Genomic DNA, 14,158 nt, shown 5'->3' on the forward strand with positions numbered 1-14,158 from the left:
CTTCATTCCAGCGCCTCCGACAATTCCAGCCACTGCGCCTCGAGGGTGCCGACTTCGTCCTCCAGACCGCGCAATTCCCTTGTCAGGAGCGTGATTCCGACATGATCGGATTGATCGTGTTCGGCCAGCTCGATGTGCTTGGCTTCGATCCGGGCGGCGAGGCGGGCCAATTGGCGGTCGACGGAGGCCAGTTCCTTCTCGGCGGCCCGGCGTTGTCCCCCCGACATCGACTGGTGCGCGACCGGTGCCGCCCCGGACGGCTGCGGTGACGGCCGGGGAGGCTTGGCGGGCGACTGACGAGCCAGGGCCAGGTACTCGTCGATGCCGCCCGGGAGGTGCCGCAACCGGCCGTCCACGATCGCGTACTGCTGATCGGTGACGCGTTCGAGCAGGTAGCGGTCGTGCGAGACGACGATCAGGGTGCCCGCCCAGGAATCCAGCAGGTCCTCGGTGGCCGTCAGCATGTCGGTGTCGACATCGTTGGTGGGCTCGTCGAGCAGCAGCACGTTCGGTTGCGAGAGCAGCGTGAGCATCAACTGCAGGCGTCGGCGCTGACCGCCGGACAGCTCCCCGACGCGCGCCGAGAGCTGCCCGGAGCCGAAGCCCAGCCGCTCCAGCAACTGCGTCGGGGTCATCTCGCGGCCCTCGACCTCATAGCCGCTCTGCAACCTACCGAGCACGTCGGCGATGCGCTCGCCGGCCATCGAGGTCAGCTCGTCACCCTGCTGATCCAGCACCGCAAGGCGGACGGTCTTGCCGCGCTTGACGCGCCCGCTGTCGGGTTGCACGGTGCCGGCCAGCAACCCCAGCAGGGTGGATTTGCCGGCGCCGTTGGCTCCGACGATCCCGGTGCGTTCGCCCGGGGCGATGCGCCACTCGACATCGCGGAGCACCGGGCGCCCGTCGTAACAGACCGAGACGTCCAACAGGTCGATCACGTCCTTGCCCAGCCGGGCGGTCGCGAGCTTGGCCAGCTCGACGGTGTTGCGCAGCGGCGGGACGTCGGCGATCAATTGGTTGGCGGCCTCGATGCGGAACTTGGGTTTGGAGGTTCGCGCCGGGGCGCCGCGGCGTAACCAGGCCAGCTCCTTGCGCATCAGGTTCTGCCGCTTGGCCTCCGACGCCGCGGCCTGGCGGTCCCGCTCCACCCGCTGCAGCACATACGCGGCATAGCCGCCTTCGAAGGGTTCGACGACGCCGTCATGCACTTCCCACGTCGTGGTCGCCACCTCGTCCAGGAACCAGCGGTCGTGGGTGACCACCAGCAGACCGCCGCTGCTGCGGGCCCAGCGCTGCTTGAGATGACCCGCCAGCCAGGTGATCCCCTCGATGTCGAGGTGGTTGGTGGGTTCGTCGAGGGCGATCACGTCCCACTCGCCGATCAGCAACTGGGCCAGCTGCACCCGCCGGCGCTGGCCTCCGCTGAGCGTGGAAACCATTGCATCCCAGGGGATATCGGAGACCAGTCCGGCCACCACGTCACGCACCCGGCCGTCGCCGGCCCACTGATGCTCGGGTTGGTCACCGACCAGCGACCAGCCGACGGTGTGTTCGGGATCCAGGGTGTCCGCCTGGGCCAGTGCGCTCACCCGCAGCCCGCTGCGCTGGGTGACCCGTCCCGAGTCCGGCGTGAGCTGGCCGGTGAGCAGGCCCAGCAGGCTGGACTTGCCGTCGCCGTTTCGGCCGACGATTCCGATGCGCGCGCCGTCGTTGACGCCCAGGGTGACCGATTCGAAGACCACCTGGGTCGGGTATGCCAGGTGTACGGCCTCGGCTCCGAGCAGGTGTGCCACTGGGCTGAGGCTACCGGCTTGCTACCGCATGGACTGGCTCGTCACCTCAGTGAGGTCGATCTGGCCGGTCACAGCTGTCCGGTGGTGCCGGGCAGCCCTCCGGGTATCCCGCCGCCCCCGGCGACGGCATGGGCCAGAACAGCTGCGAGCGCGTCACCGCCATTGCCGCCGAAGCCGCCGGCTGCGCCGTCGGTGCCGCCGTCGCCGCCGTCGCCGCCGATTGAGGCTCCGGTCCCGTAGTTGTAGGCCGTGCCGCCGAGCCCGCCATTTCCGCCGGTGCCGGTGCCGGTGGCGTTGCCGCCCCGGCCGCCGAAGCCCCCGGTGGCGCCCGCCGTCGATGCGGTGTTCTCGATCTCCGCGGTACCGCCCCACCCGCCGTCGCCGCCGTAACCGGTGGTGCCGTCGCCGCCGGCTCCTCCGGTTCCGGCGATGGCGTTTCCGGTTCCAGCGGTGAACGCATAGCCACCGCTGCCGCCTTCCCCGCCGTTGGTGCCGCCACCGCCGGTCCCGGCATCGCCGCCGGCGGCGGTGGCCGCAGAGGTGCTGTTCCGGACCCACCCGGCGCCACCGCTGCCGCCAATGCCACCGGTTCCGCCGGCGCCGTCCGTGCCGTGCACGCCGTCGCCACCGATGGCGTCTCCGGTTCCGTAGTTGAAGGCGTTACCGCCGCGGCCACCGGCGCCGCCGTTATGGCCGGTGCCGCCGGCTCCGGGGGTGCCGCCGATGGCGTCTCCGGTGCCGTAGTTGACCGCGTGACCGCCCCACCCGCCCGAACCGCCAGTGCCGCTTGTGGCGCTGCCGCCGGCGCCGCCGAGCCCGCCTACGGCGTCAGCCGTAGAGGTGGTGCTCTCGATGTACGCGCGACCGCCGTCACCGCCGGTACCGCCGTTACCGGTCGTCCCGTCACCGCCCGCCCCGCCGGCGCCGGGGGTGACATGTCCGGTTCCCGGTGAGTACGCCTCTCCGCCCCACCCGCCGTCGCCGCCGGTGGTGCCGTCGCCGCCGGCCCCGCCATTTCCGCCAGTGGCTGAACCCGCCGAGACGCTGACGCTGTCGCCGCCGGGGCCGCCGGCCCCGCCAACCCCGCCGTTGCCGTTGCTGCCGTTCGCGCCGTTGGCGCCGTACGCGTGTCCGGTTCCCGCGACAACCGCTTCACCGCCACGGCCGCCGCCGCCGCCGTTGAAACCGGTGCCGCCGGCACCGGGGGTGCCGCCGATGGCGTCACCGGTTCCGGAGGTGTCCGCGAAGCCGCCGGCCCCGCCGTACCCGCCGGTTCCGGTGGGGCCGGTGGCATCGCCGCCGTGCCCACCGGAACCGCCGACGAGGGTGACCGTAGAGGCGTTGTTCTGGATTTCCGCGCCGCCGCCGCCACCACCACTGCCGCCGTAGCCGACGGTGCCGGTGCCGCCGTCTCCGCCGGTGCCGGCGGTGAGGTGTCCAAATCCTCGCGTGAACGCATTAGCACCGTTGCCGCCGCGCCCGCCGGTGCCGCCGTCGCCGCCGTCCCCACCGTTGCCACCGGCAGCAGTGCTGTTAGAGGCGCCGTTATAGATGTTCGCGTAACCGGCGTCGCCACCGGCGCCGCCGGTGCCGTCAGCCGCGTCCCCGCCAGCACCGCCGTCTCCGCCGGTGACATTTCCGGTTCCGTAGTTCTCCGCGACACCGCCGGTGCCGCCGGTGCCGCCGTGACCGCCGACGCCGCCCCTGCCGCCGCTGCCGCCATGGCCGCCGACACTGGCGGCACCGGTGGCGTTGCCGCCGCGACCGCCCGTGCCGCCCGTGCCGCCGACGTCGCCGGCCACGCCTTCGCTGCCGGCGCCGCCGCCGCCACCCATTCCGCCGACCCCGCCGCTGCCCGCCACCACGCCGCTACCCGGTGATCCTGCGTCGCCGCCGGTGCCGCCCCCACCGCCACCGGGGGCAACCGTCCCGCCGCCGCCGGTGTCGGCGCCCCCGGCGCCGCCCGCACCGCCGACGCCGCCGTCCCCGGCCCGGCCGCCGGTTCCGCTCACGCTGGCGCCACCGTCGCCGCCGCGGCCACCATGGCCGCCGAAAAAGCCATCGCTGCCCGAAGCGCCCGCGTCGCCTGCACCGCCGGCGCCGCCCGTGCCGCCGGCGCCGCCGACGCCTGCGCTGCCCGCGTGGCCAGCGGCCCCGAATAGGCCTCCTGCGGCACCGGCGGCACCGGCCGTACCGGCAGTACCACCCATCCCGCCGTCGCCCGCGGTTCCGCCGTCCATGCCGAGCCCGACGCCGCTGCCGCCGTTACCGCCAAGGCCACCGGCGCCACCCGCCCCGCCGGCTCCGCCGTCGCCGGCGGTGCCGCCCAGCCATGCCTTGTTGGCGCCGCCGACCCCACCGACGCCACCCATTCCACCCTGCCCACCGGTAGCACCGATGCCGCCGGCCGATCCGTCCGTACCGGCCTCCCCGGCGCCGCCGGCGCCACCGGCCCCGCCGGCCCCGCCATGACCCCACAGCGACAACAGCTGACTATTTGCCCCGCCGGCCCCGCCAGACCCGCCGTTACCGCCGGGCCCACCCGCCACGCCGACTCCGCCTGCACCGCCTGCCCCGCCGGACCCGCCGGTAGCGCCGCCGAACGGTCCTAACCCGCCGCCGATCAGACCGTTGGCGCCGCCGGCACCTCCGTTACCACCGCTACCGCCGGCCACCCCGGTTCCGCCCGCGCCACCATTGCCGCCGCGACCCCAAAAGGCAGCGGACCCGCCGGAGCCGCCGTTACCGCCGGCCGCGCCCGACCCACCATTGCCGCCGTTGCCCCACAGCCATCCACCCTCGCCGCCGTTCTGCCCGGTGCCGGGCGCCCCGTCGGCGCCGTCGCCGAACAGCGGGCGACCGGTCAGCGCCTGGCTGGGACCGTTGATCAGCCCGAGCAGGTCATCCGCTATCGACTGGGCCGACAGCGGCACGGCGTTGGCGGCTTCGGCGCCCGCATACGCCGCGGCACCGGACTGCAACGTGCGCACAAAGTCGGCGTGAAACGCCGCCGCCTGCGCGCTGAACGCCTGATATTCCTGGGCGTAACCGCCGAAAAGCGCCGCGATCGCCGCCGACACCTCATCCTGGGCCGCGGCCACTATCCCGGTGGTTCGGGCGACCGCAGCCGCATGTGCCTCGCTCAGCGACGAGCCGATACTGCCCAAATCCGTTGCCGCCGCCGAGAACATTTCGTGCGACGCGACCACATACGACATCGTTATTCTCCCGCCCGATCGGGGTCCTCGACGAACACGGTCGCGCAACGGCGCCGCCACCCCTAGGGACTTTCGCCCTCATTCGCCCCGCCAGCAGGCCTCAACCGGCCATGCCCTAGCGCCGACAAACCAGTCGAGCGGGAGTGCTGCGCCGGCCCCATTGCGTAAACCGCTGCATTGCACGACTTGGCCTGATTCGGGGGACCGAGGCCACCGGTGTCCGCTATCGGTTGGGCTGGCTTGATGCGACAATGCACCGGTAAGGCAATGACGATGCAGGAAGCCGGTGTGAAACCGGCGCGGTCCCGCCACTGTAATCGGGGAGCGACCCTCATACGCCACGGCGATTAGCTGGAAGGCGAGGCGAGCAACGATCCGAGAGCCAGGATACTCGCGTCATCGCGTCCTGCGACCCGGGGCGGTGTACCCCGAGAGAGCGATCGCCGTCCGATGCATATCCGGTTTGTTTTTGGTCATTTCTGTTCGCGGACAACGTTTTCCGTATCCTGCCAAGTGGTCGCGCAGTGACCGCCCCGATCTGGGCGGCCGCGCCGCCGGAGGTACATTCGGCGCTACTCAGTAGCGGTCCCGGCGCCGGGCCACTACTGGCCGCCGCTGCCGCATGGAGTTCGCTGAGCACGTCCTACGCCGAGACGGCCCAGGACCTGGCGGCGGTGCTGGCGGCCGTGCAGGCCGGCGGCTGGGACGGTCCGACCGCCCAGACCTACGTGGCCGCCCACCTGCCGTATCTGGGGTGGCTGATCCAGGCCGGGGCCGACAGCGCGGCGATGGCTGCCCGGCAGGAGACCGCGGCCACCGCCTGGACGGCCGCACTGGCCGCCATGCCCACGCTGGCGGAACTGGCCGCCAATCACGTCACGCACGCCGTGCTGGTGGCCACGAATTTCTTTGGCATCAACACGATTCCGATCGCGCTGAACGAGGCCGACTACGTGCGGATGTGGATCCAGGCCGCCACCGTAATGACCACCTATCAGGGCATTGCCACGGCGGTGGTGGACACCGCGCCACAGACCACCGCAGCGCCGGATATCGTCACCACCGGCGCACTGGCGGCCGCCGACGATCTCCCTCCGGACCGGCAGACCGACTTCTACCAGTGGTTGACGGACATCGGCTATATCGACTTCTACGACAACTACATTCAGCCGTTGATCGACGCGTTGTCCAACCTGCCGTTCTTCCAGGCGCTGTTCTCGGGATTCGATCCCTATCTGGTCATCCTCGGCAATCCGCTGACTTATTTCAGCCCGTTCAACGTCGCGTTCGCCCTGGGTTACCCGATGGATATCGGCACCTACGTGTTGTTCTTGTCGCAGATGTTCTCGTTCGTGGCCCTGGATCTCACGGCGGCTTTCGCCTCGGGCAATCCGACGACCATCGGTTTCACCATCCTGTTCGTCACCGTGGAGATCATCGGCACGGTCATCACCGACACCATCGCGCTGCTCAAGACGCTGCTCGAGCAGACCATCGTGCTGCTCGCGGTGGTGGTGCCGTTGCTGACCGCGCCGTTGGTGCCACTGGCCGCCGGCGCGGTGCTGGCCCCGATCGGCATCAAGGGCCTGGCGGCGTTGGCGGTGGCGCCCCCGGCACCCCCGGTGGCGCCACCGGTCAGCCCGCCGCTTGCTGCCCTCGCCCCGTCCGTTCCGACCTCCACCTCGTCACCCGCGCCGGCGCCGGCTGAGGTGACCGGATCGGCTCCCGCACCACCGGCACTTCCACCGACCGCGGCGCCGCCGACCTTCACCGGCACCGGCGTCGGCATGGGCCTGGGTGCCGGTATGGAGAACTTCGGCTACCTGGTGGGTGATCTCGGCTCGGTCACCAGAAAGGCCGCGGTAGCGGCTGCACGGAAGAAGGCGCCGGACCCCGACAGCGCGCAGGAGCCCACCGCCGCGCCGGCTCCCGAGGAACCGGCGGGCACGCCTCGGCGCCGGCGGGCGAAGGTCGCTCAGCTCGGCCGGGGCTACGAGTACATGGATTTGGAGCCCGAGGTGACCGCGTCGGAAACGGGCGCGACGAGCATGGGGTTCGCCGGCACTGCGGCCGGCCGGGGCGCCCGTGCAACGGGTCTGACCACGCTGGCCGACCACGAATTCGGTGGCGGGCCGCGGATTCCGATGCTGCCGGGAACGTGGGAAGGCGAGCACGGCGAGCGGTGAGGATCTCTGGTCGTGCGAGCCCCTCCGGCCGCAAACACCGTGACCCAGACCACACGTCAAGGCCGATGTGCCATGATGTCCTCGCTGGTCAAGGCCGACGTCAGGAGCATTGAGGAGCAGTGGTGGATCTCAATTTTTCGATGGTCACGCGTCCGGTCGAGCGGCTGGTAGCCACCGCTCAGAACGGTCTGGAAGTGCTCCGGCTGGGCGGTCTGGAAACCGGCAGCATCCCGTCGCCGTCCCAGGTCGTCGAGAGCGTGCCGATGTACAAGCTGCGCCGCTACTTTCCGCCGGACAACCGCCCCGGCCAGCCGTCGGTGGGTCCGCCGGTGCTGATGGTGCACCCGATGATGATGTCGGCCGACATGTGGGACGTCACCCGGGAAGACGGCGCGGTGGGCATCCTGCATGCCAGCGGGCTGGACCCGTGGGTGATCGACTTCGGGTCACCGGACAAGGTCGAGGGCGGCATGCGGCGCACCCTGGCCGACCACATCGTCGCGCTGGATCAGGCCATCGACACCGTTAGGAACGCCGCCGGCCAGGACGTGCACCTGGTCGGGTACTCCCAGGGCGGCATGTGGTGCTACCAGGTCGCGGCCTATCGACGGTCGAAGAACCTGGCCAGCATTGTGGCGTTCGGCTCACCGGTCGACACCCTGGCCGCATTGCCCATGGGCATCCCGGCGAACATGGGCGCCGGCGTCGCCGACTTCATGGCCGACCACGTGTTCAACCGGCTGAACATCCCAAGTTGGATGGCGCGCACCGGTTTTCAGATGATGGACCCGATCAAGACGGCCCAGGCCCGCATCGACTTCGTGCGCCAGTTGCACGACCGCGAGGCACTGCTGCCGCGGGAACAGCAGCGCCGGTTCCTCGAACGCGAGGGATGGATCGCCTGGTCCGGCCCGGCCATCTCGGAACTGCTCAAGCAGTTCATCGCCCACAACCGCATGATGACGGGCGGATTCGCCATCAACGGTCAGATGGTGACCCTGACCGACATCACCTGTCCGATCCTGGCTTTCGTCGGTGAGGTCGACGACATCGGCCAGCCCGCCTCCGTGCGCGGCATCCGGCGGGCGGCCCCGAACACCGAAGTGTACGAATGTCTGATCCGCACAGGGCATTTCGGCTTGGTGGTGGGATCCCGCGCCGCCCTGCAGAGCTGGCCCACCGTCGCCGAGTGGGTGCGCTGGATCTCCAGCAACGGCGACAAGCCGGCCAGCATCAGCCTGATGGTCGAGCAACCCGAGGAGCACAACGACAGCGGTGTGGCATTCAGCTCCCGCATCGCGCACGGCCTCGGTGAAGTGTCCGAGGCGGCGCTGGCGCTGGCCCGGGGGGCGGCCGACGCCGTCGTCGCGGCCAACCGCTCCATGCGCACCCTTGCCGTGGAGACCGTACGCACCCTGCCGCGGCTGGCGCGGCTGGGACAGCTCAACGACCACACCCGAATCTCGTTGGGCCGCATCATCGATGAGCAGGCCCATGACGCCCCCCAGGGCGAGTTCCTGTTGTTCGACGGTCGCGTGCACACCTACGAAGCGGTCAACAGGCGCATCAACAACGTCGTCCGCGGACTGATCGAGGTCGGGGTGCGCCAGGGCGACCGGGTGGGCGTCCTGATGGCCACCCGGCCCAGTGCGCTGGTCGCGATCGCCGCGCTGTCCCGGCTGGGCGGCGTGGCCGTGCTGATGCGCGAGGACGTCGACCTGGCCGCGCAGGTCCGGCTCGGGGCAGTCAGCGAAATCCTGACCGACCCCACCAACCTCGAAGCCGCACGCCAACTCCCGGGCCAGATTCTGGTGCTGGGCGGCGGCGAGTCACGTGATCTGCATCTGCCCGACGACGCGGACGTCATCGACATGGAGCAGATCGACCCCGATGCGGTGCAGCTGCCCGCCTGGTACCGCGCCAACCCCGGATTCGCGCGCGACCTGGCGTTCATCGCGTTCAACGCCGCCGGCGGTGAACTGGTCGCCAAGCAGATCACCAACTTCCGGTGGGCGCTGTCGGCGTTCGGTACCGCCTCGACGGCCGCGCTGGACCGCAAGGACACCGTGTACTGCCTGACGCCGCTGCACCACGAGTCCGCATTGCTGGTCAGCCTGGGTGGGGCGGTGGTCGGCGGCACCCGCATCGCGCTGTCCCGCAGCCTGCGCCCGGACCGGTTCGTCGCCGAGATCCGCCAGTACGGGGTCACGGTGGTGTCCTACACGTGGGCCATGCTGCGCGACGTGGTGGACGACCCGGAGTTCGGGCTGCACGGCAACCACCCGGTCCGGTTGTTCATCGGTTCGGGTATGCCGACCGGGCTCTGGGAGCGGGTCGTTGACGCGTTCGCGCCGGCCCACGTCGTCGAGTTCTTCGCCACCACCGACGGGCAGGCGGTGCTCGCCAACGTCTCGGGCGCCAAGGTCGGCAGCAAGGGCCGGCCACTGCCCGGCGCGGGGCGGGTTGAACTCGGCGCGTACGACCCCGAGAACGACCTGATCCTGGAGAACGACGACGGCTTCGTGCAGGTGGCGGCGACCAACCAGATCGGCGTCCTGCTCGCCCAGTCGCGCGGACCGATCGACCCGACGGCATCGGTCAAGCGTGGGGTCTTCGCTCCGGCCGACACCTGGATCTCCACCGAGTACCTGTTCCGCCGCGACGAAGACGGCGACTTCTGGCTGGCCGGGCGCCGCGGCGCGGTGATCCGCACGGTGCGGGGCATGGTGTACGCGGAACCGGTCGTCGACGCGCTCGGGCTGATCAGCGCGGTCGATCTGGCCGTGACCTACGGGGTTTCGGTTGGTGACCGGCAGCTGGCGGTGTCCGCGGTGACGCTGCGGCCCGGCGCGACGATCACCGCGGCCGACCTCACCGAAGCCATCGACGGCATGCCGGTTGGGCTTGGCCCCGACATCGTGCATGTGGTGCCTAAGATGACGCTGAGCGCGACATTCCGGCCCACCGTCAGCGCCCTGCGGGCGGCCGGGATTCCGAAATCCGGGCGTCAGGCATGGTACTTCGACGCCGCCACCCACGAATTTCGCAAGCTGACCCCGGCGGCCCGTGCCGAGCTCAGCGGAAAGCAAGTAAATGCCGATGCTTGACGACACCCTGCTGAACATCCTGGTGTGCCCGGCCGACCGCGGCCCGCTTCTGCTGGTGAACGACGGCCGGGAGCTCTACAACCCCAGGCTGCGCCGCGCCTACCGCATCGACGACGGCATCCCGGTGCTGCTGGTCGACGAGGCCCGTGACGTCGACGACGAGGAGCACTCCCGGCTTACGGCGTGAGGCCGTCCGGCAGGTCCCCGGTGAGGTAGCGCTGCAGGTTCGGCGCGATGGTCTCCACGATCTGCTCGGTGGGCAGCGACGCGAACGGCTCAACCTTGACGATGTAACGCGCCATCACCACGCCCATCAGCTGCGACGCGACGAACTGGGTGCGCAGCTTGCCCGTTCCCGGTGGGTGGTCGACGCGCGATCCCACCGCGCCGCCGACGATTTCCTGCAGAAACGAGCGCGCCAGTCCTACGTCGTCACCGGAGATCAGCGAGCGCAGCGTGGCGATCAGCCCGGCGCCCAGTTCGGAGTCCCACAGCGGCAGCAACAGCGACGGCAGCTTGTGCCCCAGTTCTTCGACCGGGACTTCCAGCAACGGTCCGATCACCTGCATCGGGTCGATCGGGATGTGGATCGCAGCGGCGAACAATTGCTCCTTGGTGCCGAAATAGTGGTGCACCAGGGCGGCGTCGACTCCGGCTTCCTTGGCCACGGCCCGGATCGAGGTTCGGTCGAAGCCGTTGACCGCGAACAACTCTCGGGCACTGGTCAGAATGCGGTCCCGGCTGTCGGAGTTCCCCGCGGGCCGTCCCGGACGCCGGGCGGCCACGTCAGGGGGTCCTCCGTCGCAGTGTCACGGCGGCCAGGCACAGGGACGCCAGGGCGAAGCTCAGCACGACAACCATGTCACGCACGGTAACCGCCGTCAGTCCGGTGTGCGCACCCACCTGCTGTAGCGCCTCGAGGGCATAGCTGGCCGGCATGGCGTCGCTGATCCAATGCAGCCAGGTCGGCATCGCGCTGCGCGGCACGATCACCCCGGCCAGTAGCAACTGCGGAACCATCACCAGCGGGATGAACTGCACGGCCTGGAATTCGGTGCGTGCGAAGGCGCTGAACAACAACCCCAGGCCCACCCCCAGAATCGCGTTGATGACGGCAATCACGAAGACCCACAACGGACTTCCCTCGGTGTGGAACCCCAGGAACCAGAACGACACGACGCACGCCACCACGGCTTGGGCCGCCGCGGCAACCGAGAAGGCGGTGCCGTAGGCCAACAGCAGATCGAGCCGGCGCAGGGGGGTGGTGAGGATTCGTTCCAGGGTCCCGGAGGCGCGTTCGCGCTGCATGGTGATCGAGGTGATGATGAACATGACGAACAACGGGAAGAGCCCCAGCAGGATCAGGCAGGTGTTGTTGAACGGCGTCGGCATGCCGGGGCGGTGCGGGACGTTCTGAAACATGAAGTACATCAACGTGATCACCACCACGGGCACCACGAGAATCATCGCCACACTGCGGTGATCGGCGGCCAGCTGGCGCAGGATTCGCGTCGTGGTGGCGGTGAAGCCCTTGATGCCTAGCCGGCTCGGAGCTCGGTGCTGCGCCGGATGATGGACAGAAACGCTTCCTCCAGTGACGTGCACGACGTGTCCTCTCGTAGTTGGGTCGGGGTGGTGTGGGCGACCAGACGGCCTTCGCGCATCAGCAACAGATCACCGCAGTGATTGGCTTCGTCCATCACGTGACTGGACACCAGCAGCGTGGTTCCGCTCTTCGCCAGCTCGCTGAACTGAGACCAAAGGTCAACGCGAAGAACGGGATCCAGGCCGACGGTGGGTTCGTCGAGGATCAGCAGCTCGGGTCCGCAGACCAGCGCGCAGGCCAGGGACACGCGGGTGCGCTGGCCGCCGGACACGTTGCCGCAGTATGCGGTGCGGTGATCGGTCATGCCGACCCGCTCGATGGCGTAGTCGGCGGCCTCCGCGTCGTAGCCGTACAGGGCGGCGAAATAGCGGACGTTGTCGACGACCCGCAGGTCGTTGTAGATGGTCGGGTCCTGTGGCACGTAGCCGACACGTCGGCGCAACGCGGCCGAACCGGCCGGGTGGCCCAGCACGGTGACGGTGCCGGCCGTCACGATCTGCGTGCCGACGATGCTGCGCATCAGCGTGGTCTTGCCGCATCCGGACGGGCCGAGCAGGCCGGTGATGCTGCCCCGGCCGATCTGCACGGAGAAGTCATGCAGCGCAGTTCGTTTGCCGCGGTTGACCCGCAGGTGGTCGATGCTGACGGCCGGGCCGGTTAATTCATCATGCGATGAAGTCATCATGTGATGAATATCCGCCCGATGGTCGATGGTTGTCAAGCGCCCGGCAGAATCGGTTCGGTGAGCGCTTCTGAGCTGCTGGTGGATCCGGTCGAGGCCGCCCATCGGCTACTCGGTGCCACCCTGCGAGCCAGGGGCGTCACGGCGCTGGTCGTGGAGGTGGAGGCATACGGCGGAGTCCCCGACGGGCCCTGGCCGGATGCCGCGGCACATTCCTACCGGGGAATGAGGGATCGAAACGCCGTCATGTTCGGTCCTCCTGGGCGGCTCTACACCTACCGCAGCCACGGGATTCACGTCTGCGCCAATGTCGCGTGCGGTCCGGACGGCACGGCCGCCGCCGTCCTGTTGCGGGCGTGCGCGATCGAGGACGGTGCCGACGCGGCGCGGGCCCGGCGCGGGGCGGCGGTACGTGGCAGCGCACTGGCGCGCGGCCCGGGAAACCTGTGCGCGGCACTGGGAATCACCATGGACGACAACGGGATCGACCTGTTCGACCGGCGCGGGCCGGTGACCTTGCAGCTCGGCGCACCGCTGACCGCGACCGCGGGCCCGCGGGTGGGGGTCAGCCAGGCCGCGGACCGGCCGTGGCGGCTGTGGCTGGCGGGGCGGCCGGAGGTGTCCGCCTACCGGCGGAGTCCGCGGGCGCCGGCCCCGGGTGCCAGCGATTAGGTTTCGCGGCGGGACGCCGCCCGATAGACGGGATCGAGCCGGCGGACGACGAACAGGAACGTCAGCGCCACCAACGGTGCAAGAACGCCGTATACCGCCGCGGGTGTGGCCATTTCGGAATTGTTGAGCAGTTGCGGGCTCACGGCGATGCCGATCGCCACCACGGCATTGTGCAAACCGATTTCCAGACTCACGGCGATGGCCTGGCGGGGGGCCAGCCGCATCCACCGCGGCGCCAGGTAGCCGACCGTCAAGCTGATCGCGCAGAACGAGACCACGGCGACGCTGAGCACGCCGAAGTTCTTCATCAGCGTCGTGCGGCCGCCGGCGATTCCCGCCGCCACGGCGACCACCAGCAGCACCGCGGCGGCGATCCGGACCGGCTTGTGCAGTCGCTGCGCGAGATCGGGAAAGCGGTGCCGGATCGCCACGCCGATGGCGGTGGGGATCAGCACCACCGCGAACACCCCGAGGAACTTGTCGAACTGCAGTGGGATGAAGCGGCCGTCGCCGAGGAACCAGGTCATCGACAACGCCAGGATCGCCGGTATCGCGAAGATCGACAGCACGGCGTTTACCGCGGTCAGCGTGAGGTTGAGGGCCAGATCCCCGTCGGCCAGGTGGCTCAGCACGTTGGCGAGCAGCCCACCGGGCGTGGCCGCCATCAACATCAGCCCGACCGCCAGGTTCGGCTCCAGGTCAAGAGCCTCGGCGACCAGCAGGCACAGCAGCGGGAGCAGGACGCACTGGCACAGCAGGGCCACCAGCAGTGGGCGGCGCAGCGTGGCGGCCCGCCGAAAGTCCGCCACGGTGAGCGTCAGGCCCAGGGCGAGCATGATCGCCACCACGACCAACGGGAACAAGCGGTTGTCCATAACCCTCCGCAAACTACCC

The 14,158-nt window shown here is 70.0% G+C and carries 10 protein-coding genes and 1 riboswitch; of the genes, 4 read left to right on the forward strand and 6 right to left on the reverse strand.

Translation table 11 applies throughout. The features are described from left to right. Positions 1-2: 2 nt before the first annotated feature. Both C0J29_RS14130 and C0J29_RS34395 read right to left on the reverse strand, forming a co-directional pair. Positions 3-1,793, reverse strand: a complete 1,791-nt coding sequence (locus C0J29_RS14130) for an ABC-F family ATP-binding cassette domain-containing protein (RefSeq protein ID WP_120792708.1) — start codon at positions 1,791-1,793, stop codon at positions 3-5. 68 nt (positions 1,794-1,861) lie between these two features. Beyond that, complete coding sequence (locus C0J29_RS34395) at positions 1,862-5,011, reverse strand: PE family protein (RefSeq protein ID WP_120792709.1); 3,150 nt, start codon at positions 5,009-5,011, stop codon at positions 1,862-1,864. Between the two features lie 226 nt (positions 5,012-5,237). Next, positions 5,238-5,424: riboswitch (cobalamin riboswitch) on the forward strand. 111 nt (positions 5,425-5,535) lie between these two features. On the opposite strand from C0J29_RS34395, the gene C0J29_RS14140 reads away from it, so the two are divergent. From C0J29_RS14140 to C0J29_RS14150, 3 genes are all read left to right on the forward strand, one after another. Next, positions 5,536-7,197, forward strand: coding sequence for a PPE family protein (locus C0J29_RS14140; protein WP_120792710.1), 1,662 nt, complete (start codon positions 5,536-5,538; stop codon positions 7,195-7,197). A 119-nt stretch (positions 7,198-7,316) separates the two neighbouring features. Next, complete coding sequence (locus tag C0J29_RS14145; RefSeq protein ID WP_120792711.1) at positions 7,317-10,304, forward strand: acyl-CoA synthetase; 2,988 nt, start codon at positions 7,317-7,319, stop codon at positions 10,302-10,304. Continuing rightward, a complete protein-coding gene (locus C0J29_RS14150; protein ID WP_120794722.1) occupies positions 10,297-10,491 on the forward strand; it encodes a Trm112 family protein in 195 nt (64 codons plus the stop codon). The genes C0J29_RS14145 and C0J29_RS14150 overlap by 8 nt, the downstream gene beginning before the upstream one ends. On the opposite strand, the gene C0J29_RS14155 is transcribed toward C0J29_RS14150, so the two are convergent. The 3 genes from C0J29_RS14155 to C0J29_RS14165 are packed head-to-tail and all read right to left on the reverse strand — an operon-like array spanning position 10,481 to position 12,595. Then, positions 10,481-11,089 (reverse strand): TetR/AcrR family transcriptional regulator, encoded by a 609-nt coding sequence (locus C0J29_RS14155; RefSeq protein ID WP_065161857.1) that lies wholly within the window; start codon positions 11,087-11,089, stop codon positions 10,481-10,483. The two genes, C0J29_RS14150 and C0J29_RS14155, sit on opposite strands and share 11 nt — an antisense overlap. Position 11,090: 1 nt before the next feature. After that, complete coding sequence (locus C0J29_RS14160; protein ID WP_231513401.1) at positions 11,091-11,840, reverse strand: ABC transporter permease; 750 nt, start codon at positions 11,838-11,840, stop codon at positions 11,091-11,093. A gap of 2 nt (positions 11,841-11,842) precedes the next feature. Then, positions 11,843-12,595: an ABC transporter ATP-binding protein gene (locus tag C0J29_RS14165; RefSeq protein WP_120792712.1), complete on the reverse strand. Its 753-nt coding sequence runs from the start codon at positions 12,593-12,595 to the stop codon at positions 11,843-11,845. Positions 12,596-12,652: 57 nt separating this feature from the next. Between C0J29_RS14165 and C0J29_RS14170 the strand changes: the two genes are divergently transcribed. After that, positions 12,653-13,264, forward strand: a complete 612-nt coding sequence (locus C0J29_RS14170; RefSeq protein ID WP_120794723.1) for a DNA-3-methyladenine glycosylase — start codon at positions 12,653-12,655, stop codon at positions 13,262-13,264. Here the strand turns inward: C0J29_RS14170 and C0J29_RS14175 are convergent. Next, positions 13,261-14,139 carry a bile acid:sodium symporter family protein gene (locus tag C0J29_RS14175; protein WP_065044946.1) on the reverse strand — a complete coding sequence of 293 codons (879 nt, stop codon included), beginning with the start codon at positions 14,137-14,139 and terminating at the stop codon, positions 13,261-13,263. The two genes, C0J29_RS14170 and C0J29_RS14175, sit on opposite strands and share 4 nt — an antisense overlap. Positions 14,140-14,158 lie beyond the last annotated feature (19 nt).

The organism is Mycobacterium paragordonae (genome assembly GCF_003614435.1).
Lineage (GTDB): Bacteria > Actinomycetota > Actinomycetes > Mycobacteriales > Mycobacteriaceae > Mycobacterium > Mycobacterium paragordonae.

What these genes read in the sequence shown, in the direction of transcription:
- C0J29_RS14165 (WP_120792712.1), bottom strand. Translation starts at nt 12,595, where the DNA reads ATGATGACTTCATCGCATGATGAATTAACCGGCCCGGCCGTCAGCATC.
- C0J29_RS14150 (WP_120794722.1), top strand. Translation starts at nt 10,297, where the DNA reads ATGCTTGACGACACCCTGCTGAACATCCTGGTGTGCCCGGCCGACCGC.
- C0J29_RS34395 (WP_120792709.1), bottom strand. Translation starts at nt 5,011, where the DNA reads ATGTCGTATGTGGTCGCGTCGCACGAAATGTTCTCGGCGGCGGCAACG.
- C0J29_RS14175 (WP_065044946.1), bottom strand. Translation starts at nt 14,139, where the DNA reads ATGGACAACCGCTTGTTCCCGTTGGTCGTGGTGGCGATCATGCTCGCC.